This window comes from Natronomonas sp., from assembly GCF_046483325.1.
In the GTDB taxonomy this organism is placed as follows: Archaea; Halobacteriota; Halobacteria; order Halobacteriales; family Haloarculaceae; genus Natronomonas.
Map to the genome: position 1 here is coordinate 198,968 of NZ_JAWODL010000016.1, position 21,979 is coordinate 220,946.

17 protein-coding genes are annotated in these 21,979 nt (G+C 62.7%); 11 read left to right on the forward strand and 6 right to left on the reverse strand.

Going from position 1 to position 21,979, the window contains the following annotated elements; all coding sequences use genetic code 11:
- Positions 1-177 precede the first annotated feature (177 nt).
- From R6U53_RS06480 to R6U53_RS06515, 8 genes are all read left to right on the forward strand, one after another.
- Positions 178-1,809 carry a DNA-directed DNA polymerase II small subunit gene (locus R6U53_RS06480; RefSeq protein ID WP_410321543.1) on the forward strand — a complete coding sequence of 544 codons (1,632 nt, stop codon included), beginning with the start codon at positions 178-180 and terminating at the stop codon, positions 1,807-1,809.
- Between the two features lie 177 nt (positions 1,810-1,986).
- Positions 1,987-2,154, forward strand: a complete 168-nt coding sequence (locus R6U53_RS06485) for a hypothetical protein (RefSeq protein WP_410321544.1) — start codon at positions 1,987-1,989, stop codon at positions 2,152-2,154.
- Positions 2,155-2,208: 54 nt separating this feature from the next.
- On the forward strand, positions 2,209-2,631 hold the full coding sequence (locus tag R6U53_RS06490) for a PPC domain-containing DNA-binding protein (RefSeq protein ID WP_410321545.1): 423 nt from the start codon (positions 2,209-2,211) through the stop codon (positions 2,629-2,631).
- Positions 2,632-6,228 (forward strand): DNA polymerase II large subunit, encoded by a 3,597-nt coding sequence (locus R6U53_RS06495; RefSeq protein WP_410321546.1) that lies wholly within the window; start codon positions 2,632-2,634, stop codon positions 6,226-6,228. It begins immediately after the preceding gene.
- A gap of 222 nt (positions 6,229-6,450) precedes the next feature.
- A complete protein-coding gene (locus R6U53_RS06500) occupies positions 6,451-7,656 on the forward strand; it encodes a DHH family phosphoesterase (RefSeq protein WP_410321547.1) in 1,206 nt (401 codons plus the stop codon).
- Between the two features lie 76 nt (positions 7,657-7,732).
- Positions 7,733-8,134 carry a hypothetical protein gene (locus tag R6U53_RS06505; protein ID WP_410321548.1) on the forward strand — a complete coding sequence of 134 codons (402 nt, stop codon included), beginning with the start codon at positions 7,733-7,735 and terminating at the stop codon, positions 8,132-8,134.
- Positions 8,135-8,335: 201 nt separating this feature from the next.
- Complete coding sequence (locus R6U53_RS06510; RefSeq protein WP_410321549.1) at positions 8,336-10,366, forward strand: helix-hairpin-helix domain-containing protein; 2,031 nt, start codon at positions 8,336-8,338, stop codon at positions 10,364-10,366.
- Between the two features lie 73 nt (positions 10,367-10,439).
- Positions 10,440-11,573, forward strand: coding sequence for an ORC1-type DNA replication protein (locus tag R6U53_RS06515; RefSeq protein ID WP_410321550.1), 1,134 nt, complete (start codon positions 10,440-10,442; stop codon positions 11,571-11,573).
- A gap of 88 nt (positions 11,574-11,661) precedes the next feature.
- Here the strand turns inward: R6U53_RS06515 and R6U53_RS06520 are convergent, their stop codons facing one another.
- From R6U53_RS06520 to R6U53_RS06530, 3 genes are read right to left on the reverse strand one after another with little or no spacing between them, the layout of a single operon-like run.
- Positions 11,662-12,576: a Zn-ribbon containing protein gene (locus R6U53_RS06520; protein ID WP_410321551.1), complete on the reverse strand. Its 915-nt coding sequence runs from the start codon at positions 12,574-12,576 to the stop codon at positions 11,662-11,664.
- Between the two features lie 19 nt (positions 12,577-12,595).
- Positions 12,596-13,018 carry a DUF2073 domain-containing protein gene (locus R6U53_RS06525; protein ID WP_410321552.1) on the reverse strand — a complete coding sequence of 141 codons (423 nt, stop codon included), beginning with the start codon at positions 13,016-13,018 and terminating at the stop codon, positions 12,596-12,598.
- Positions 13,019-13,022: 4 nt separating this feature from the next.
- Positions 13,023-13,664, reverse strand: coding sequence for an Era-like GTP-binding protein (locus R6U53_RS06530; RefSeq protein WP_410321553.1), 642 nt, complete (start codon positions 13,662-13,664; stop codon positions 13,023-13,025).
- 1,424 nt (positions 13,665-15,088) lie between these two features.
- Here R6U53_RS06530 and R6U53_RS06535 point away from each other — a divergent pair.
- Both R6U53_RS06535 and R6U53_RS06540 read left to right on the forward strand, forming a co-directional pair.
- Complete coding sequence (locus tag R6U53_RS06535; RefSeq protein ID WP_410321554.1) at positions 15,089-16,882, forward strand: AAA family ATPase; 1,794 nt, start codon at positions 15,089-15,091, stop codon at positions 16,880-16,882.
- A gap of 257 nt (positions 16,883-17,139) precedes the next feature.
- Positions 17,140-17,925 (forward strand): hypothetical protein, encoded by a 786-nt coding sequence (locus tag R6U53_RS06540; RefSeq protein ID WP_410321555.1) that lies wholly within the window; start codon positions 17,140-17,142, stop codon positions 17,923-17,925.
- A gap of 12 nt (positions 17,926-17,937) precedes the next feature.
- On the opposite strand, the gene R6U53_RS06545 is transcribed toward R6U53_RS06540, so the two are convergent.
- The 3 genes from R6U53_RS06545 to R6U53_RS06555 all read right to left on the reverse strand — a co-directional run bounded on the left by R6U53_RS06545 (position 17,938) and on the right by R6U53_RS06555 (position 20,805).
- Positions 17,938-19,098, reverse strand: a complete 1,161-nt coding sequence (locus R6U53_RS06545) for an acyl-CoA dehydrogenase family protein (RefSeq protein ID WP_410321556.1) — start codon at positions 19,096-19,098, stop codon at positions 17,938-17,940.
- 87 nt (positions 19,099-19,185) lie between these two features.
- On the reverse strand, positions 19,186-19,875 hold the full coding sequence (locus R6U53_RS06550; RefSeq protein ID WP_410321557.1) for a type 1 glutamine amidotransferase: 690 nt from the start codon (positions 19,873-19,875) through the stop codon (positions 19,186-19,188).
- A 93-nt stretch (positions 19,876-19,968) separates the two neighbouring features.
- Entirely contained in the window at positions 19,969-20,805 is an 837-nt protein-coding gene (locus R6U53_RS06555) for an alpha/beta fold hydrolase (protein WP_410321558.1), read from the reverse strand.
- A gap of 58 nt (positions 20,806-20,863) precedes the next feature.
- Here R6U53_RS06555 and R6U53_RS06560 point away from each other — a divergent pair, with 58 nt between their 5' ends.
- Positions 20,864-21,958, forward strand: a complete 1,095-nt coding sequence (locus R6U53_RS06560; protein WP_410321559.1) for an aminotransferase class V-fold PLP-dependent enzyme — start codon at positions 20,864-20,866, stop codon at positions 21,956-21,958.
- The last annotated feature ends 21 nt before the right edge of the window (positions 21,959-21,979 follow it).

Below are 21,979 nucleotides of genomic sequence, written 5' to 3' on the forward strand. Positions count from 1 at the left end.
CCAGATACAACGATATTACTCTCCGCCGGTGGCGCGCTGTTGTATAGACCTAACCGATAGCGACCGAAGCGGTCGTCACTCGAGCCGAGGAAAGCGTGTCGAATGAAAACACGTGACGACCGTGGACCGGGCTCGCCGGTTCGCTACGCTTTTGCCCGACGGCGACGACGTGCGGCTGTGCCATTGGAGGAGCCGGCGCGCATCGCCCGCGAGCTCGCAAGCTACGGCTACACCGCCGACAGGGAAGCGATCACGCTGTTGGCCGGCGCCGAGGACGTCGCCGGGGCGCTCGCGCTCGCTGTCGAGGCGACGCCGGAGGACGCGTTGAAGCTCACCGCCGAGGACGTTCGGGGAGCGCTCGAGAGCCGTCCGCGGGGGCGACGGGAGCCCATCAGCGGGAGCGGTTCGAGCACGGCACCCGCCGAACCCACCGCGAGCGCTGGCGATTCGCGCGATCGAGACCCCTCCGTTTCGGGTGGAACCGAGGACGGGGGAATGCGGGATGGTAGCGCTTCGTCTCCAGTCGAAACGGAGGGGTCTGCGGTGGACGGAGAGGATATCAGCGACGGTGGCTCGACCGCTGCTCGAAGCGTCGACCGCTCGCTTCGATCGCTCGAGATCGGCAACGACATAACCGGCTACTCGACGGGAACCGGCGAGTACGACGACTTCGTGGCGACGTTTCGGGATCGATACGAGCGACTCGCCGGGAAGTTGAAAGGTCGGGTGAATCACCGCAACGCGACGGCGCTGCAGGCCAGCCCAGGCGGGGGGGACGCGGGGATCGTCGGGATGGTCTCGGACATCCGCTCGACGGCGTCGGGCCACTGGCTGATCGAGTTGGAGGACACGACCGGCGTCTTCCCGTGTCTAGTCATGAAAGACAAAGCGATCGCCGGGTTGGTCGAGGAACTGCTGTTCGACGAGGTGATCGCCGTCGACGGAACGCTATCGGACGACGGCGGAATCCTGTTCGTCGACGATCTGTACTTCCCGGATATTCCACGGACGTACAAGCCCTCGACGGCGGACAGACACGTCAAGGCAGCCTTGATAAGCGACGTCCACGTCGGTAGCCAGGAGTTCATGGCCGACGCGTGGAGCCGGTTCACCTCGTGGCTTCACACCGAAGAGGCTGAACGGATAGAGTATCTGCTCATCGCGGGCGACATGGTCGAGGGCGTCGGCGTCTATCCGAACCAAGACGAGGAACTCGATATCGTGGACATCTTCGATCAGTACCGGCGGTTCTCGGAGTATCTCAAGGAAGTGCCGGGTGATCTGGAGATCGTGATGATCCCGGGCAACCACGACGCGGTTCGGCTGGCCGAACCACAGCCGGGATTCGACGACGAGTTACGGTCAATCATGACCGCCCACGACGCCCGCATCGTCTCGAACCCGGCGGTCGTGGCGATCGAGGGCGTCTCGGTGTTGATGTACCACGGGGTCTCGCTCGACGAGGTCATCGCCGAACTGCCGGAGGAGAAGGCCAACTACGACGAACCGCACAAGGCGATGTATCAGCTCTTGAAAAAGCGCCACGTCGCCCCGCAGTTCGGCGGCCACACGCGGCTCTCTCCGGAGGAGAAGGATTATCTGGTTATGGACGACGTACCGGACATCTTCCACACCGGCCACGTCCACAAACTCGGCTGGGGGAAATACCGCAACGTCGTCGCTGTCAACTCCGGCTGTTGGCAGGCCCAGACGGACTTCCAAAAGAGCGTCAACATCGACCCCGATGCCGGGTTCGCGCCGGTCGTGGATCTGGACACGCTCGACATGACAGTTCGCAAGTTCTCTTGAACCCGCAGTCGGCCGAATCCGGCGACGGCGACCGGAGTTCACTGCGTTTCGTCACTCGAATTGAGCGGCGTATTCATTAAATAAGAGGCCGGTCGGTGCCGATCACGAGCGTTCCGGTGGGTATGACACCGACTCACATCGCCACCGTTATATACTCACTGTCAACTACTACCATATATGTCGCAAAACCACGCGGCTCCGGTGACGGTCTCCGACTGTGAGGTTATGGCCTCGGTCGACGAGAGCCATGCGGGCGAGCGGCTCGTAATCGCCGAGATTTGCCGGGACGAGGCCTATCTCGCGATGCCGACGGAGACGACCGTCGAAGTCGACGACTGGCGATAGCTTCGGAGTCGCGAGGCGGACAGCTTTTTGCTCCCCCGGGTTATTGACCCCGATATGGATTATCAGCGCGTCGAAGACGGCCGCGAGTACGTCGCTCGACTCGAACACGGGGAAGACTGGCGCGGCCAGATCGAGTCGTTCGCCGAGACGGAGGGGATCGACGCCGCGTTCTTCTACGGACTCGGGGCAGTTTCGGACGCGACCGTTCTCTTTTACGATCAAGACGACAAGGAGTACTATGCGGAGCGGTTCGACGAACCCCTCGAGGTGACGACGGCGCTCGGCAACATCTCCCACCTCGGCGATGGCCGGTTCGCTCACACCCACGCGACGCTCTCGCGGCCGGACGGGTCGATGGTCGGCGGCCACCTCGACTCGGCGACGGTCTTCGCTGGCGAGATGTACGTACGGGAGTTCGGCGCTCACCTCGAACGCGAACGCGACGAGGTCACCGACCTGGATCTGTGGAACTTATAAATGCATCCCGACGACGAGCGGTACTTCGATCGACTCGAAACCGGCCTCGAGGATGCGCTGTCGGTCGCCCGTGAGGCTCGGCGGCGCGGCGGCGATCCGACCGACGACGTCGAGATACCGATCGCGAAGGACATGGCCGACCGCGTCGAGAACATACTCGGCATCGACGGGGTCGCGAAACGGGTTCGGGAGATGGAGGACGATCCGAACCTCTCGCGGGAGGAGGCCGCGCTCGAACTCGCGACGGATTTCGCGGAGGGCTCCGTCGGCGATTACGACACACGCGCCGGAAAGATCGAAGGCGCGGTCCGGACCGCCGTGGCGTTGCTCACGGAGGGTGTCGTCGCCGCGCCGATCGAGGGGATCGACCGCGTCGAACTGCTCGAAAACGACGACGGGACGGAGTTCGTCAACATCTACTACGCGGGGCCGATCCGATCGGCCGGGGGGACCGCCCAGGCGCTGTCGGTCCTCGTCGCCGACTACACTCGGACACTCCTCGGGGTGGAGAAATACAGCGCCAGAGCGGACGAGATCGAACGCTACGCCGAGGAGCTGTCGCTGTACGACAACGAGACGGGGCTTCAGTACGCCCCGAAGGACAAGGAGACGAAGTTCATCGCCACGCACCTCCCGGTCATGCTCGACGGCGAGGCGACGGGTGACGAGGAGGTCTCGGGGTTTCGCGACTTAGAGCGCGTCGACACGAACAACGCCCGCGGCGGGATGTGTCTCGTCTTGGGGGAGGGGATCGCGCAGAAAGCGCCGAAGATCCAGCGTTACACCTCCCAACTCGATGAAGTCGATTGGCCGTGGCTGCAGGATCTCATCGACGGGACGTACGGCGAGGAGGAAGCCGCCGAGAGCGGCGGCAAAGCGGTCGAGGAAGCCGACAACGAGACCGACGGTGACGAGGCGACGCCCGAAGACAAAGCCGATGCGGACGAAGATGGGGACAACGAATCGGGCGGCCCGCCCCGACCGGAACCGGCGACGAAGTTCCTCAGAGACCTCATCGCCGGACGGCCGGTGTTCGGCCACCCCTCGGAGGCGGGGGGATTCCGGCTTCGATACGGCCGATCGCGCAATCACGGCTTCGCGACCGCCGGCGTTCATCCGGCGACGATGCACCTCGTCGACGACTTCCTCGCGACGGGGACACAGATCAAAACCGAGCGCCCCGGAAAGGCCGCCGGCGTCATCCCGGTCGACGCGATAGACGGACCGACGGTTCGGCTCGCGAACGGCGACGTGCGGCGGATCGACGATCCGGCCGAAGCGCTCGAGATCAGAAACGGCGTCGAAGCCATCCTCGATCTGGGCGAGTATCTCGTCAACTTCGGTGAGTTCGTCGAGAACAACCACCCACTGTCGCCGGCGGGATACACGCCCGAGTGGTGGAAACGGGACATGGAGGCGGCGGGAGCGGACGTACAGGCGTTGGAGGACGCCCCGCGCGTGAACCTCGAACATCCGAACGCGGCACAGACGTTTCGGTGGGTCCGAGAGTACGACGCGCCGCTCCATCCCGAGTACACCTATCTGTGGCACGATCTCGATATCGATCGGTTCGAAGCGCTGGTCGACGCGGCGAGCGACGGCAACTGGGCGGAAGCGGACGGCGCGGCGCTGGACGCGCCGCGATCCGACACGGATCGGACGCTCGTCGTACCGAACGCCGATCCCGTTCGGGAGGCGCTCGAAGTCCTCCTGGTCGAACACCGACAGGGAGCGGAAACGCTGACGATCCCCGACGCGGTCCCGTTCGTCAGATCGCTCGGCCTGACGGACGATCTCGAACGAACGTGGACGGAGCTGTCGGCGTCTGCTCGCGAATGGGACGGCGGGCGAAACGCGATCAAGGCCGTCAACGAAGTCGCCCCGTTCGAGATCAGAGAGCGCGCCCCGACGCGGATCGGCTGTCGGATGGGCCGTCCCGAAAAGTCCGAGAAGCGCGACCTCTCGCCGGCCGTTCACACCCTGTTCCCGATCGGCGAGACGGGTGGCCCACAGCGAAACGTCGCCGACGCCGCGAAGCACGCCGACACGATGCAGGACACCCCCGGCGAGTTCGAAGCGCAGGTCGGCCGGCGGCGGTGTCCGAACTGTTCGAGTTCGACGTTCCGCGCGCGGTGTCCGGAGTGTAACGCCGTCACCGAGCCACACTACGTCTGTCACAACTGCGATATCGACGTCGAATCCGACGAGGCCGGGCGCGCGATCTGTCCGAACTGCGAGGGCGAGGCCGACGCGATCCAGCGGACGACGATCGACGTAAACGAGGAGTACCGCTCCGCGCTCGAAACAGTCGGCGAGCGCGAGAACGCCTTCGACGTGCTGAAAGGCGTTCAGGGGCTCTCCTCGAAGCACAAGGTTCCCGAACCGATCGAAAAGGGAATTCTTCGGGCGAAAAACGGCGTTTCATCGTTCAAAGACGGGACCGTCCGCTACGATATGACCGATCTACCGGTCACCGCGCTGCGGGCCGCCGAACTGGACGTGTCGGTCGGCCAACTGAAAGCGCTGGGCTACGAGGAGGACATCCACGGCCAGCCGCTGACCCACGAGGAGCAGTTGGTCGAGTTACGGGTCCAAGACGTGGTACTCTCCGATGGGGCCGCAGAGCATATGCTCCGCACGGCGGACTTCGTCGACGACCTCCTCGAACAGTACTACGGTTTGGCTCGATACTACGAGTTCGACACTCGCGACGACCTGGTCGGCGAGTTAGTGTTTGGGATGGCACCGCACACCTCCGCCGCAGTTGTCGGAAGGGTGATCGGTTTTACGTCGGCCGCGGTCGGATACGCTCACCCGTACTTCCACGCCGCGAAACGCCGCAACTGTGACGGTGACGAAGATTGCGTTATGCTGCTCATGGACGGGATACTCAATTTTTCCAAGACATTTTTGCCCGATCAGCGCGGCGGGAAGATGGACGCCCCGCTCGTCATGTCCTCACGCATCGATCCGGCCGAGATCGACGACGAGGCTCACAACATGGACATCGTCTCGGAGTACCCCCGCGAGTTCTACGAGGCGACCCATCGGATGGCCGACCCGGGGGAGGTCGAGGGGTTGATCGAGCTCGGTGAGGACACCCTCGGCACGGACGATCAGTACCGCGGGTTCGAACACACCCACGACACCACGAACATCGCCGCGGGACCGGACCTATCGGCGTACAAGACGCTGGGTGATATGATGGAAAAAATGAACGCCCAGCTGGAGCTATCCAGAAAGCTGCGCTCGGTGGACGAGACGGACGTGGCCGAACGGGTGATCGAGTACCACTTCCTGCCGGATATCATCGGCAACTTGCGGGCGTTTTCGCGCCAAGAGACGCGGTGTCTCGACTGCGGCGAGAAGTTCCGCCGGGTACCGCTGACCGGTGACTGTCGCGAGTGCGGTGGCCGGGTGAATCTCACCGTACACGAGGGATCGGTGAAAAAGTACATCGACACCGCGATTCAGGTCGCAGAGGAGTACGGCTGTCGTGAGTACACGAAACAGCGGCTCCAGATTCTCGATCGTGCCGTCGAATCGGTGTTCGAGGACGACACCAACAAACAGAGCGGTATCGCGGATTTCATGTAACCACACGACTCTCGATCGCTCGGGCGGCGGTCCGTTTGTTTTGTAAGAAGAGTACTCGGCTCGTCGCGGCGGAGAGTGCGCATCTCGAAACCGATGAACCGATTTTTCTTTCGTATTTTGAAAAGAGAAAAATGGTTGCAGATAGATACCGTTCGATCGATACAATCTCTGAAATAAGGTAAATGTTTATTCGAAGTAAATCAGGATAAGCGACTAAGCAACATGGAATTTTCGGGGAGATCAGTGGCGCAAGGGATCCAAGCGATCGAACACTACGTCCCGGAAACCGGCCCCTTCGTGGCTACGATTCTCGGTTTCGTTGCCGTCGCCGTCTCGCTGTGGCTGTTCGTCAAGTGGTTTACCCGTCCGATGGGCGAGCGGCTAAAACCTGTTTTCGAAGCGCGCGAGAAGATCGCCATTCTCATGCATCCGAACCCCGATCCGGACGCGATGGCGTCGGCGATGGGTCTGGCTCATCTCGCCTCGACGGTCGATACGGACTGCACCATCCAGTACCCTGGCCAGATTCGCCATCAGGAAAACCGTGTCTTTCTCAACGTTCTCGATCCCGAATTCGAACGGATAACCCGCGTCGACGAAATCGCCGCTGACGACGTCGTTCTCGTCGACCACGATACGCCCCGCGGTTTCGAGGGATCGGAGAAGATCATGCCCATCGCCGTCATCGACCACCATCCCGGAAACGGCACCGGTCTCGATTTTACCGACAAGCGAACCGAATATGGGTCCTGCGCCAGCATCGTCGCCGAGTATCTCCGGGATGTCGGCGCAACGCCGATCCGCTCCGAGGACGCAGGCGAAGATCCCCAAAGCGTCGCTGACGGCGGTTCGGACGCCACCGTCGTTCCACCGGAGATCTCGACGGGCCTCATGTACGGGATCCACTCCGATACGGATCGTTTCACCTTGGGAGCCACCGATGCAGATTTCGACTCCGCCTCGTACCTCTGCCGCGGCGTCGACGAGGCACTCCTCGGTCGCATCGCGAACCCGGAAGTTGACACTGAAGTCCTCGAGATCAAATCGCGCGCCATCGCCGACCGTGACGTCCGCGGATCGTTCATCGTTAGCGACGTCGGCGAGATCAAAAACACCGACGCCATCCCCCAAGCGGCGAACGAACTCATTCTTCTTGAAGGCGCGACCGCCGCCGTCGTCTACGGCTCTCGGAACGACATGATCCACGTTTCGGGGCGTTCGCGCGACGATCGCGTGCACATGGGCGACGCACTGGCAGCCCTAGCAGCCGACGTACCCGAAGCCAACGGCGGCGGCCACTCCCGCATGGGCGGGGGGAAGTTCCCCGCGCCCGAGCTCGCGGCCGACGGTGGAGACGGCGACCCGTCGCAGGGACCGCTGTCGGGATTCGGTGACGACGTTTTCGCCGTACTCGAAGGTGATATGTAATGCTGGTCAAACGACTCGGTACGACGCCACGACAACCCGCAGATCACAGCGCCCAGCCGCTCCGAGGTGACGATAGATGAGCTTCACACTGCTTCGCGGCCGACCGGAAGAACGGTTCAAACTCTCGATCGGCCTCCTCGCCGGAGCCGTTATCGCGCTCCCCGCAAACGTTCTCAAGCTCGCCGATTGGCTGTATTCACCGGGACTGGGATACGCTCTCTTCGTCATCGCTCTCGTCGGTGTGGTGTTCCGCAAGCGGGCGTTTATCACCGGGGTCAGCGTCTCCATTCTCCTCATCAGCCTGCCCCAAGCGATCGCCGCCGTCCTTCCGACGCCGCTAACGAACTGGCACGTGTCTGCGGGCATTCTATGGTCGATCGCGCTGGCCATTCTCGGCTGTTTGTACCTCATGCGAGAAGCCGAGACACGGACCGATGCCGACATCGACCCATTCTGGCTGTTTCGCCCGCAGGAGTGAACGTAGCGTGTCACGTGGGAGATAAGACAGAGTGATGGATCAGATCGAGGGGGTGACCGTCGGAGTTGGCGGTTGACGGCCGGTGTAAAGACGATTTGAGGGCGGGGGGTGTATGAATAGCTTGCCCCCTCGATGGAGTATGCGACAGCTCCTCCGAGCGAGCGATGGGATTTTGCCGCCGGACGACGCAGGGGGCGATAGATGGAGTTCGAGGAGCTGGAGTCGATCCCGGGCGTCGGGTCGAAGACGGCCGAGCGGCTGGCTGAACTCGACGATCCGGCGGGCGCGTTGGCCGACGGTGACGTGGCGGCGATCTCGCGGGCGCCGGGGATCAGCGAAGGCCGAGCGGCGCGGATCGCGCGGGCTGCGATCCGTCACCGCCACGGCGACAGCGGGGGATTTCTCGCGACCGATCGCGCCGAGGAGCTGTACGGCTCCGTGCTCGGCTTACTCAAGGAGCGGGCGGCGACTGAGTACGGCCGAAAGCGGCTCGAGACGCTGTATCCGAGCGCCTCAGCCGCGCGGATCGAGGAGGTTCGAACGTTTGCGAAGAACGCGGTTGAACGGGAACCGACACCGGAGCTCCTGGCGGCGCTGGCAGGGGTCGAGCCGCTCGACGCGCCACCGGACGTGCAGGTCAGGGATCGGTGTCTGGCGACGAGTGACGCCGAGACGTACTCGGAAGCGCGGACAGCGGTGCCGGAGCTGAGCGTCGAACTGGTCGAGGATGCGCGGGACATTTCGGATCTGGCGCGAGGCTACTCGACGGTCGTCGTGTTGGACGGAGCGTTCACCGGCCTCGATCTCGACGGCGACGCGGACGTTCGCGTAGATCCGAAGGCGATGGACGATCCCGCGACGGTCGTCCCCGAACGGACGCTCGCGTTTTTCGCTCACAATCGAGAGCGGCTTCGGGCGGCCACGTCAGTCTACGAGGTGGCCCCGGGGTTCGAACCTCAATTCGGTATCGATTCGTCCGTGGACGTCGGGACGCTCGAGGAGGGTTTAGAGCGTCTCGATGACGCCGGCGATGTCGTCGATGACGATCGACTTCGAGCACTCGACGCGGCGATCGACGACCTCGACACCGCGGTCTCGATGGCAGAAAACGTCGCCAACGACCGGCTTCGAGCAGCGATCGAAGAGCGAGACGTGACGATCGAGGGGGCGGACCTGCTGTCGCTCGTCGAACGTGGCGCGGGCGTCGATTCCCTGCTACAGCGAGAACTCGCCGGCGAGTTCGCCGAGGCGGTCGAGGCGGCCCGCGACCGCCTCGTCGAGACGCTGGGAGTCGACGACTACGAGTCGTTGGCTCGACAGGCGTTCGGAGAGGACCCGACGTTTCCAGTCGAACACGACGGCCGGGTTATCGATCGGTTGCGCGAGGAGCTGACGGTGGACCGAGATCGGCGTGCAGCACGTTTGAAACGCGAATTAGCGGCGGAGTTGCGCGAGTTGCGCGAGCCGTCCGAAACGCTCGTCGAGGCCGCGCTCGAACTCGATGTCGAACTCGCAGTCGCACAGTTCGCGCGCGATTTCGAATGCTCGTTTCCGACGTTCGGGGGAAACGGCGTCGCGATCGAGGGGGGGCGTTCACCCCTTCTCGATGTCGAGTTCGACGAGGTAGAGCCGGTCGATTACGAAGTAACGGGCGTCTCGCTGTTGTCGGGGGTCAACAGCGGGGGCAAGACGTCGACGCTCGATCTGATCGGCACGGTCGTTATCGTCGCGCAGATGGGGCTACCGGTGCCCGCCGAGTCGGTTCGAGTACAGCGGTTCGAGGCGTTACATTATCAAGCGAAGACGCAAGGGACGCTCGACGCCGGGGCGTTCGAATCGACCCTCCTCGAGTTCGGGTCACTCGTCGGGGGACGGCGGACACGCTTGGTGTTAGTCGACGAGCTGGAGTCGATCACCGAACCCGGGGCGAGCGCCGTCATCATCGCGGGAATTCTCGAAGCGATGGCCGAAAACGATTCGACTGCGGTGTTCGTCTCCCACCTCGCCGGCGAGATACTCGAAGCCACCGAGACGGACGTGAGCGTCGACGGGATCGAAGCCGTCGGACTGGTCGATGGTGAGTTGCAGGTGAATCGGTCGCCGGTAAAAAATCATCTCGCGCGGTCGACGCCGGAACTGATCGTCGAAAAGTTAGCCGAAGAGCAAGCCGACGGGACGGGAAGCGCGTTCTATGCGAATCTGTTGGAAAAGTTCGACGCCGACTCGGGGTAGTGTGGGTCCTCACCGGCTTTCGGATCGACCTCGCCCGAAGGCTTAACATGGCGGCCAGCGTGGTGAAAGTGAAATGGCGGACGATGATATGCTCTCGTGGGACGAGTCCGTCTTCCGCGACGAGCACGTCCTCGAACTCGATTACCTGCCGGATACGTTTCTTCACCGCGACGAGCAAATGGAGACGCTGAAGTACGCGCTTCGGCCGGCGGTTCGGGGGTCACGGCCGCTTAACGTAATGGCCCGGGGGCCACCGGGGACAGGAAAGACGACGGCCGTCCAGAAGCTCTTCGACAAACTGACGAGCGTGAGCGATGTCGATGTGGTCCGGGTGAACTGCCAAGTGGACTCCACGCGGTACGCCGTCTTCTCCCGGTTGTTCGAGGGACTGTTCGAGTACGAACCCCCGGCGTCCGGGATCTCCTTCAAGAAGCTCTTCGGACAGATTACCGACCGGTTGGTTGAGGAGGACGAGGTGTTGATCGTCGCACTCGACGACGTGAACTATCTCTTTTATGAAAGCGAGGCGTCGGATACGCTGTACTCGCTCTTGCGTGCCCACGAGGCTCACTCGGGGGCGAAGATAGGCGTCATCGTCGTCTCCTCGGATCTCAGCCTCGATGTGATCGAGGAGCTCGACACCCGAGTTCAGTCGGTGTTCCGACCCGAAGAGGTCTACTTTTCCGCCTACGGCGAACGGGAAATCGTCGACATCCTCACCGAGCGCGTCGAGCGCGGGTTCCGCGACGGGGTTGTCAGTCCGCAGGTGCTCGATCGCGTCGCGGGATACACGGCCGACAGCGGCGGTGATCTGCGCGTCGGTATCGATCTTCTCCGACGGGCGGGGTTGAGCGCCGAAATGCGCGGCTCGACGGACGTCGGCGTCGACGACGTGGATTCGGCGTACGAAAAGGCGAAGTATATCCACCTCTCCCGGCATCTCCGGGAGCTATCGGACTCCGAGGCGGCATTGATTCGTGTCCTCGCGGACCACGACGGTGAGCAGGCGGGAGAGGTCTACGAGGCGTTCAGCGCGGCCACCGATCTCGGGTACACGAGATATTCGGAAATCGTGAACAAACTCGAACAGTTGGGACTCATCGAGACGGAGTACACGAGCGTCGGCGGTCGAGGGCGCTCGCGCGCGCTGTCGCTGTCGTACGATGCGGACGCGGTCGTTGATCGCCTCGACGAGGGATCCGAGTAGCTATCGACGAGCGATATCAAGGATCCGTGGATATCGAAAACATCGCCGAGGACGACTACGGTCGTCAGAAACGGTAGCTATCCGGGACTCATCGATCGTCCGGGTCGTTGCCGATCCACTGTTCTGGAACCTGGATGACGTATCGGCCGTTCTCTTGGAGGGCGATGATGTACTCCTCGCGATCGTACAGCTCCATGAGATTGAGTTCGTACTGACCGGGTTCGAGGATCTTGATCGATTCGAACTGGTCGTTCAACTGTTCGCGAAGGTCTGTGAGATCCTGTTGCTCGCCGGTCGGTTCGCTGACGACGTTTCCTTCGGACGGAGCTGTCGACGTTTCGGTGATGCCGGCTCCGGGCATCCCGTCCGCCGTCGACGCAGTGGATGAGTCCGTTCCCTCGTCGGGTGATTCGACGGCGCGTTCGTCGAGTTCTTCGGGGGAGACGATATCCGACCGCGCGTTCGCCTGGGCGAGATCTTCGTTCGTCACGGGGTCGTCGGACGGGTGGTGGGCATCGGCGTCGATGATATCGCCATCGGAGGGTTCGGCCGTGGAGTCGATCTCGTCACCTCGTTTCGCGGTGTCGCGCTCGTCGTCCGTGTCGTCTGCGGTGTGGCGATTGGATCCGCGTGAATGGGCTTTTCCGGGGTCGTTATCCCAGTCGTCGGGCCATTCGGCAGCCGGATCGGGAGCGGCCGAACCGGCTGACTCGGCCGAACGGGTCGTGTCTGCAGGCGGTGCTTCGGGACCAGACGAAACGAAATCCCGAACGCGCGTCGTCGCCCGGCCGACGGTTTCTGCGACGGAGGATCCGTCGGTATCCGGCGGCGTCGCTCCGTCGTCGGAGGAGGTATCGGCCGGCGTGTCGTCCGATGGTATCTCGGAGGACTCACCCGCGGGTCGGAACTGAAATTTGTTGCCACCACAGTCGGGACAGCCCGATAACATCTCCTTGGAACCGTCCTCGAACGTGTGGCCGCAGCCGGTACACTGGTGTGGCATGATAGTGGGAGTGAACTCCTCAGGTTCGGGTTATCAGCGTGCTGATGAGCGATTCGTCCTTGTGGAGCGTCTCGATTCGGTTCGCCGGACCGATGACGGTCAGTTTGTTCGGATTGTCGCGTCCGATGAGACGTCCGAGAAAGCCGTTGTCACCGCCTCCCTCACCGGGATAACTCTCGATCTCGATGCCGGTAAACCCGTCGGGGTTGATCTCGGACATCGTCACCTCGATGAGCTTCGACTCCTCCTCGGGTTTCAGCCCCTGTTCGAGGATGACGATGTTTCCGTCGTGGACGCCGTCGAGGATGAGCCTGATCTTCTCCATCGTCCGCATCCCGTCCATCCGCTCGGCGCTTATCATATCGATCTGGATGCCGTCGTCGCGACCGTCGTCACCGGTCCCGGAGTCGTTTCCGTCGTCGTCAGTAGTTATTTCAGCCATGGTATCACCCGAAGTACTCCGCGATCTTGTCGTACACTTCGTCCATGTTTTCGCCTTCGAGCGCGGACAACGGCACGGTTTCGTGCTGTGGGAACGCGTTCGCGATCCGCTGAACGTTCGAGTCCTCGAGGTCGATCTTGTTCGCGAAGATGAGCACCGGCAGGTTCTGACTCTCGATGATGCCGATGAGCATCGTGTTTACCTGCGTGAACGGATCTTCGGCGGAGTCGAGAACGTAGATCACGCCGTCGACGTCCTCTCTGAGCCAGTGCATGGCTTCGGCGACGCCTTCGGTCGCCTCGCGGGACCTCCGAACGGCGTCCTCTTTTTCGATATCGTGTTCGAGAAATTCGTTGTAATCGACTTTGGTCGTAACACCGGGCGTATCGACGACGTCGATCGTCACCGACTTGCCGTTGCGCTTGATTTCGACGTTCTCCTTGCGGCGAGCCCGTCGCGTTTCGTGTGGAACGTGACTCTCCGGACCGACTGCATCGCCAGTCCAATCACGAGCGATACGATTGGCTAACGTCGTTTTCCCGGCGTTTGGTGGCCCGTAAATGCCGATGCGCTTGGGCTCACTTCCCGTAAAGAGACTCGACGTAGCGCGGGAAATACTCGACTTGAGGCTTGTTAACAGTCCCATATCATCCTCCCACGGCCCCGATTTCGACTCGAAATCGGAGTCGCTCTGCACGTAGTACCATACCGCATTCACTTAACTGTGTGTCAGACGGGTGTCGCACGATATCACGGTAGTGGAACGAGTAGCTGACGCTGACATCCTCCCACGAGTTCGGTCGTGCTGAGTCGTCCCCAGTCGTGGGGTTTGACAGCCACAGACCGTGCCCGCGACGGAGAGGTTCCCAACTCATCGAACCGCACGGGGAGAGTGTGGGCCGTGCCAGTACGGCCTCCGACCGAGAGCGGGCTTCGAGTCCCCTCGCGCTGAAGTGTGTACTCTTCTCTCGCACTCGCTCTCGGGCCTAACGACGCCAATCGCCCCAATCGTCGGCTCCTGTCGGATTCATTCCACCGTTTCCCGGCTGAACTCGTGGATTTTCTCCGCGAACCACCGGTAAGGAATCACGATCACGGAGAGGAATCCGGAGAGGAGAAGCTGAATGGGCGGGATATGAAAAGTCGGGGAATCAAATCGGAGGGATATAGAGTGTCTTCCACCGACGGAAGACGACGACTGAAACAGGAGGGCGGGAGGCGTGATCGGAAGGATACGTTCGGATACACAGCCCCCCCACCCCTTCGTTTCAGGTGGAAGGGGTCGAAAGGGTGGGGCGGGGATGTGCTCGGAGCGATCAGCAGTTCGGAGTTAATACGTTGAAGCTAGAATGAAATAGATTCTAGTTAGAGTTACTAGTTCTAATCGTTTTTCTAGTTTTACTTCTATTTACTAGATATATTTTCGATCCGCTTTTTTCCTAATACGGGTCCTGTTATAGGGTCTCTATTATAAATCTTTCTCAGTAAATAACCGACGGTCGCTCCAACCCCCACCCCCTCTTCCCGTCACTCCACACGAAATGAAGGGGTGTGGGGGTACTCCCCTCCGTTTCGTGTGGATCAACTGGAGCCCCCCTTCGTGTCGCTCTTCGTGTCGCTCTTCGTGTCGGTCCTCGCGTTGTCAAAGCGTTCTCGACTGCCGGGGCCCAATCTCGCTCTCTACTCTCTCGACATCCCGGCTCCGTTTTTTGCCGCTTATTTGACTTCTCAGTGACTTCTCAGTGACTCCTCACCGGTCCCTCCTACAGCTCTCGCGAACATTCCCGAGACGGTCCCAGCTCGATTTCGCGCGATCTCACGAACATTCACCACGAACAAATGTGTAACGAGCCCGTACGACCCGATTCGAAGCACCCCACGACTGCTCGAACTATGGAAAAGTTTAATGTAGTGTTCGACTATCGATTCGACTGCATCAAGTGGACTGGATGGATCCGTCTATGTATGTCTAATCGGGATTGAGACGCCGTAATCCATCGGTTTGGACGTCGCGTGGGGTTTGGCTCCACCTGAAACGAAGGGGTGTGCGTACGAATAATGGAGGACCATATGGGCAAAGGAACGTCGGAGGATGGCACACGTGGGGACAGTTCGGACGGCGAGTCGAAGCGCAGTTCGGATGACGATCGCGACATTCACGTACAAGCCGGGGAGCCGACCGACGTAGACACCACTGAGCGAGACGACGTCGATTCGGTCGCCGATTCCACCGCCACCGGTTCCGGAGCAACTGACTCCGAAGCGGCTGATACTGACACTACTCCCACGCCCGATTCAGCGGCTGAACGTTCCAAATCGGCTCCGCAGTCTGGTGGTTCTCCACCTGAAACGAAGGGGTCCGAGGATCGATCACCAGCCACCGACGAACTCGGAGAGGTCGACGGTTTCTCCGGGGACGTCGATCTCGAGGATCTCGACCTCGACCCCGACGCGGACGATTCCGTCGAGGCGGACGGGGCGTCTAGGGGGCTCTTCGATGACCTCCTCGAGGGTGAACCGATCTTCGAGAACAAGGAAGTCCTCCGGCCGTCGTACACGCCGCACAAACTCCCCCACCGCGAGGAGCAAATCAACAACATGGCGACGATCCTCGTCACCGCCCTGCGCGGGGAGACCCCGTCGAACATCCTCATCTACGGGAAGACCGGAACCGGAAAGACGGCCAGCGCGAAGTTCGTCAGCGAGGAGCTTGAGACGACCTCACAGAAGTACGAGGTTCCCTGTGAGGTTCAGTATATAAATTGCGAGGTGACGGACACGCAGTATCGCGTCCTCGCACAGCTCGCGAACAAATTCATCGACAAGAACGAGCGGTACATTGAGGATCGACTGGAAGAACTCGGCGACCTCAGGGACCGAGCCGCGGAGGACCCAGCGGACCTCGGTGACACCGACTTCGACAGCGTCGCCGCGGTCGAAAACGAGATCATGACTCTCGAATCCGACCTGGAGGCGTTCGATCCCGTCCCGATGACCGGGTGGCCGACCGACCGGGTCTACTCGACATTCTTCGACGCCGTCGACTACCACGAGCGCGTGGTTGTGATCATGCTCGACGAGATAGACAAACTCGTCGAGAAGTCGGGCGACGACACGCTGTATAACCTCTCGCGGATGAACTCCGAACTCGACAACTCCCGGGTGTCGATCATGGGTATCTCGAACGATCTCAAGTTCACCGACTTCCTCGACCCGCGGGTCAAATCGAGTCTCGGCGAGGAGGAGATCGTCTTTCCGCCCTACGACGCTACGCAGCTTCGCGACATCCTGCAACACCGCGCCGAGATCGCGTTCAAATCAGCCACGCTCTCGGACGACGTCATCCCGCTGTGTGCCGCGTTCGCAGCCCAAGAACACGGCGACGCCCGCCGCGCGCTCGATCTCCTCAGGACGGCGGGTGAACTCGCCGAGCGCGATCGCACGGAGACGGTCGAGGAAGCCCACGTCCGGAAGGCCCAAGAGAAGATCGAACTCGACCGCGTCGTCGAGGTGGTCCGGACGCTGCCGACCCAGTCTAAACTCGTCCTCTACGCGACGATCCTCCTCGAGAAGAACGGCGTCCACAACATCAACACGGGCGAGGTGTTCAACATTTACAAGCGGCTCTGTCAGGAGATCGAAGCCGACGTACTTACCCAGCGCCGCGTCACGGATCTGATAAGCGAGCTGGATATGCTCGGCATTGTCAACGCGATCGTCGTCTCGAAGGGACGCTACGGCCGGACGAAGGAGATCAACCTCTCGGTCCCGCTCGACGAAACCGAGGCCGTCCTCCTCTCGGATTCGCGCGTCGGGGAGGTCGAGGACGCACAGCCGTTCGTCCAGGCTCGCTTCGACAACTGACGTTCGTTGGACCCCTCCGTTTCACGTGGAAATCCGTTCGGTCTTCTGTTCCCACCGACACGAATTGAGGCACGACCTGCGACCTGACCTGCGAGTCGGAGTACGGACTGAACAGAGGACAAACTGCGAACTGAAGAGTTTAAATTACTCGCCGCGGAAGCCCGGAGTATGAGTCAGGCCACCAAAGTCGTTCTCGGAACCATCGGCGCCGCGGTCGCCGTCGGACTTCTATTGCTCGCCGGCATCGCCCTCGTCTGATGTTCGACGAGCGGACACTCTCGGGGGAGCTCGACGAGCTGCGGCGCTCGCACGCGCCGTCGACGCTCGTGTTCGACGCGCAGGGCGACTTCGAAACGCTGCCCCCCTCGATCGCCGAGAATCTCCTCGCGGTCACCGACGGACTCGAGCCGCTCTCGTACGACGTATCGTGGCTCCCACCCGACGCCCCCGAGACGCTACACCGCATCGCCGGCAGCGAGTTCACGATCGGTGCGCCCGGCGACGGCGGCATCGCGTGGACCCGACAGACAATACCTCCCGTCGTCCTCGTCAAGCCGCGCCTCGAAGGCTCTCCGGAGGGATTCACCGAGTTTCTGATCGCCGAAGCCCTCGTCGAAATCGGGCTCGGCGATCCCGAGCACTTCCTCGGGTTCTTCGAGGGCGGCTACCGCGAACTCGCTGAGGCGGTGCCGCTCTCGCCCGCCGATACGTATCAACTCGCGGTTGCCCTCTTGACCGCTTTCGTCGGCCGTTCGACTCGTCCGGTCTTCGCCGACTGGGAAGGGGAGTTCCCCGCCCTGCACGCCGAGTGGGTCGACGCCGGCGAACGACTCCGCCCCCGCCTGGGAGAGCTGTCGCGGGACGTCGCTATCGGTCGAACGGGCTTTTCTGACGCGGCCGAACTCGCCTGCAGCGCCGTCAAACACGATCTCGACCTCCCGACGCCCTTCGCCGCGCTCGACAGTTCCGCCTACGAACAGTACGGCCCCTCTTTCGGGGTTCGGTGGGCGCAAAAGACGTTCGAGGCGCTCGACAACGGATAGCCGTTCGTCGCGTTACTGGTACGCCTGCAGGCCGGTGAGATCCTCGCCGAGGATGAGCGTATGGATGTCGTGGGTCCCCTCGTACGTGTAGACGGTTTCGAGATTCGCCATGTGGCGCATCGGCGAGTAGTCGGCGGTGATGCCGTTTCCGCCGAGCATCTCGCGCGCGATCCGGGACTGATCGCGCGCCATACGGACGTTATTGCGTTTCGCCATCGAGACGTGCTGCGGTCGCATCTCGCCACGCTCTTTGAGTTCGGCCAGCCGGTCCGCCAGCAGCTGCGCCAGCGTGATCTGAGTGGCCATCTCCGCGAGTTTGTCCTGTTGGAGTTGGAACCGACCGATGGGTCCGCCGAACTGCTCGCGGTCGATCGCGTACTGCCGGGCGGTCTCGAAGCAATCGCGCGCCGCGCCGACGACGCCCCACGCGATCCCGTATCGCGCCTGCGTGAGACACGACAGCGGCCCTTTCATCCCTTTGACTTCGGGAAGCACGTCGGCTTCGTTGACGCGGACGCCGTTGAGGCCGATCTCGCCGGTGATCGACGCCCGTAGTGAGAGCTTTTCGTCGATCTTGTTCGTGCTCACGCCGTCTTTGTCCGTGTCGACGAGGAAACCACGAACCGCGTCGTCATCGGAGCGGTCCTTCGCCCAGACGACGGCGATGTCGGCGATCGGCGAGTTGGTGATCCAAGTTTTCGCCCCGTTGAGGACGTACTCGTCGCCGTCGCGCTCGGCGTGGGTCTCCATCGCCGAGGGGTTCGATCCGTGTTCGGGTTCGGTCAGCCCGAAACAGCCGACCTTCTCGCCGGTGCCGAGATCCCACAGGTATTCCTCCTTTTGTTCCTCGGAACCGAAGGCGTGGATCGGGTACATGACGAGCGCGCCCTGGACGGAGGCCATCGATCGAAGCCCCGAGTCGCCGGCCTCCAACTCCTGCATCAACAGACCGTACGCGCGTTGTGAGAGGTCTGGGAGGCCATAGCCGTCGAGGTTCGGGGCGTAAAATCCCAACTCGCCCATCTCGGTGATGAGCGCTTTCGGGAAGGTCCCCTCGATCCAGTGCTCGCCGACGTCCGGTTTGACCTTCTCCTCGACGAACCGCCGGGCGGTATCGCGGACCATGCGCTCCTCTTCGGTCAGATCCGACCCCAGATCGAAATAATCCAACATACCTGGTCATTGGAGCGGGTTATCAAAAACGTGCTGTCTCGTGTGCGATCGTCTCTCAAATCCCTCGAGAGTGAATCGGAGGTGTCCTCAGTCGGTAGCGATCCGCCGCTCCGCATCGATCTCCCGACGGAAGTTCTCGAAGACGGTCTTTGCCGGTGTTGCAGCCTCGTAGTTTGCTGCCGTGATCTCCTCGCAGCCTGCTTCGATCCGCTCGTCGGCGAGGTGGTCTTTGCCGCGGACGACAGATTCGGGGGTTTCGGGATCATACTCCGGATGTGACTGCAGTCCGTACACCTGCCCGCACCTGAATCCGTGAATCCCGTAGTCGTTTTTCGCGATCAGTTCCGCTCCGTCGGGTAACTCCGTCACGGCATCCGAGTGGGTCGTGAATACGGTGAACTCCTCCGGAACGCCCTCGAAGATCGAGGAGCCGCCGTGTACGACGGTCCAGTAGCCGAGTTCGTACTCGCCCATCGGTTCTACGGTGCCGCCGAGCACGTCGGCGAGCAGCTGGTGGCCCCAACAGATCCCGAGTGTCGGCAGGTCACGTTCGAGCGCGCCGACGACCCAGCGGCGCGTCTCCTCGATCCACGGTTCGTCCCAGTAGACCGACGCCCGCGAGCCGGTCACGACGACGGCGTCGAACTCGTACGTCTCGGGGAACTCCCGATCGACGACCGAGAACCGCCGAAGCCTCCCGTCGAGTTCCCGACGGAAGTTCCGCGGCGTGTCCGGATTGCCGTGTGAGGCGTCCAACAGCGCGATTCGGGGCTTCACCGCTGAGGCGTACCGTCTCGACGGACAAAAACGCCTCGGCGCCGGGGAGATTCGCGCCGATCTGTGACACCGCCGATTCGGTCGAACGGGCCGTCACTCGTCGGAAGCGTCCACGTCGCGGAGGAATCCGTCGATCGCGTCCGTTACAGCCGACGCGTGTTCGACGTAACAGCACCGTCGCCCCTCGACGGCCTCGAACCGCCCGCGCGGCAGTTCGTCGGCCACTTCCTCCCCCGCCGCTATCGGCACGATCGGATCGTCCACGCCGTGACAGACGAGCGCTGGAACCGCGAGTTCGTAGAGCGCCCCCGCCTCGAACTCGAGCGCCGCGGACCGATGCCCGGACGCCGCCTCGCCCGTCGCGTCCTCGGCTCGCCGCCACGCCGCGATCCGCGCTGCGAGTCCGGATTCGACCAGAAATCGCTCGGTGAACGCCCCGGACATCGACGCCTCGAAGCTCGCGGGGTCGTCAGGATGCAGTGCCGCCAGCGCGCCGCGATCGATCCGCTCCCCGGAGGCCGCCACGCCGAACAGCGACAGCGAGCGCGCACGGCCGTACTCGCGAGCGTATCGGAGCGCGACCATGCCACCTAATCCCGCACCGACGAGGTGTACACGACGAATCCCGGCGTCGGAGAGGACGGCATCCAGATCCGCCGCGAACCGATCGACGGTGTACGGTCCCGACCGATCCGAACCGTCCGTTCCCCGGGTGGCGTACACGACGGTTCGATACCGCCCCGTCAGCGCCGGCGCCTGCCAGCCCCACATCCAAGGCCCGAAGCCGGCGTCGGGGACGAAGACGATCGCGGGTCGGCTCCCCTCGTCTGACACGGTGTATCGGAGCGTCGTTCCGCCGGTCGCGACCGTTTCGACACGCCCGCCGGTCTCGCCGGTCGTCGTCCCCCCGTCAGCCGCACCCGCTCTCATACGCTCATCAACGATCGGAGACGCATAGGATTTTCCCGTCGACGGTCGAACGCCGGATATGGATCCCGCCGAACTCCGCGCCGCAATCCCGGCCTGTGAGTCGTGTGCGTACCTGAACACTGGGGCCAGCGGTCCCAGTCCCCGGTCGGTCGTCGATACCGTCGTCGAGGCCCAGCGTCGACATGAGTTCGACGCCTGCGAGACCGACCACTACACCGCCGCCGCCGGCATTCGGGACGACGCGCGCGAGGCCGTCGCCGAACACGTCGGTGCGCGTCCCGGAGACGTTGCCCTCGTAGCATCGACGGGCGATGGGATCAGTCGGCTGGCGAACGCCGTCGACTGGGAGCCGGGCGATCGGATCGTCCACACCGACCTCGAACACCCCTCGGGCGTGCTGCCGTGGCGACGGCTCGAGGAGACGGGCGTCGAGGTGACGGAACTGGCGTGTCCGGGCGGTCGCCTGCCGATGGAGGCGTATCGAGAGGCGGTCGAGGACGCTCGCCTCGTCTGTCTGAGCTCCGAGAGCTGGGTCCACGGGACCCGACTCTCCGTCGCCGAAGCCGTCGATGTCGCTCACGACGCCGGCGCGCTTGTCATCGTCGACGCGGTTCAGACGGTCGGTCAACATCCGATGGACGTCGGCGAGTGGGGCGCGGACGCCGTCTGTGCGTCCGGACACAAGTGGCTGCTCGGTCCGTGGGGGGCGGGGTTTCTGTACGTCGACCCGGACTCGCTCGGGGCGTTCCGCCCCCGCCATATCGGCTATCGGAGTACGACCCATCCCACCGGTGATGGGCTCGAGTACCATCCCGACGCGAGGCGCTTCGAAGTGTCGACGGACGCAGTCGCGCCGTACGCCGGGCTGATGGCGGCAATCGAGACGATCGAGTCGATCGGATTGGATGCCGTCGAATCCAGAATCGAGCGACTCACCGACCGACTCAAAGCCCCCCTCGGCGATCGACTCGTCTCCCCCCGCGACTACGAATCGGGCCTCGTCGTCTTCGAGGTCGACGACCCGGCCGGCTTCGTCTCTCGCGCAGACGCGGCCGGCGTCGTCGTTCGTGACATTCCCACGGGTGCGGTCCGGGCGTCGGTTCACGCGTTCAATACGGCCGAGGATATCGACGCGCTCGGTGAGTTGCTGTGATTCGGTAACCGTTTTCCCCAC

Coding starts and splice junctions, on each gene's coding strand:
- R6U53_RS06485 (WP_410321544.1), top strand. CDS start 1,987: ATGTCGCAAAACCACGCGGCTCCGGTGACGGTCTCCGACTGTGAGGTT.
- R6U53_RS06490 (WP_410321545.1), top strand. CDS start 2,209: ATGGATTATCAGCGCGTCGAAGACGGCCGCGAGTACGTCGCTCGACTC.
- R6U53_RS06495 (WP_410321546.1), top strand. CDS start 2,632: ATGCATCCCGACGACGAGCGGTACTTCGATCGACTCGAAACCGGCCTC.
- R6U53_RS06500 (WP_410321547.1), top strand. CDS start 6,451: ATGGAATTTTCGGGGAGATCAGTGGCGCAAGGGATCCAAGCGATCGAA.
- R6U53_RS06505 (WP_410321548.1), top strand. CDS start 7,733: ATGAGCTTCACACTGCTTCGCGGCCGACCGGAAGAACGGTTCAAACTC.
- R6U53_RS06510 (WP_410321549.1), top strand. CDS start 8,336: ATGGAGTTCGAGGAGCTGGAGTCGATCCCGGGCGTCGGGTCGAAGACG.
- R6U53_RS06515 (WP_410321550.1), top strand. CDS start 10,440: ATGGCGGACGATGATATGCTCTCGTGGGACGAGTCCGTCTTCCGCGAC.
- R6U53_RS06520 (WP_410321551.1), bottom strand. CDS start 12,576: ATGCCACACCAGTGTACCGGCTGCGGCCACACGTTCGAGGACGGTTCC.
- R6U53_RS06525 (WP_410321552.1), bottom strand. CDS start 13,018: ATGGCTGAAATAACTACTGACGACGACGGAAACGACTCCGGGACCGGT.
- R6U53_RS06530 (WP_410321553.1), bottom strand. CDS start 13,664: ATGGGACTGTTAACAAGCCTCAAGTCGAGTATTTCCCGCGCTACGTCG.
- R6U53_RS06535 (WP_410321554.1), top strand. CDS start 15,089: ATGGGCAAAGGAACGTCGGAGGATGGCACACGTGGGGACAGTTCGGAC.
- R6U53_RS06540 (WP_410321555.1), top strand. CDS start 17,140: ATGTTCGACGAGCGGACACTCTCGGGGGAGCTCGACGAGCTGCGGCGC.
- R6U53_RS06545 (WP_410321556.1), bottom strand. CDS start 19,098: ATGTTGGATTATTTCGATCTGGGGTCGGATCTGACCGAAGAGGAGCGC.
- R6U53_RS06555 (WP_410321558.1), bottom strand. CDS start 20,805: ATGAGAGCGGGTGCGGCTGACGGGGGGACGACGACCGGCGAGACCGGC.
- R6U53_RS06560 (WP_410321559.1), top strand. CDS start 20,864: ATGGATCCCGCCGAACTCCGCGCCGCAATCCCGGCCTGTGAGTCGTGT.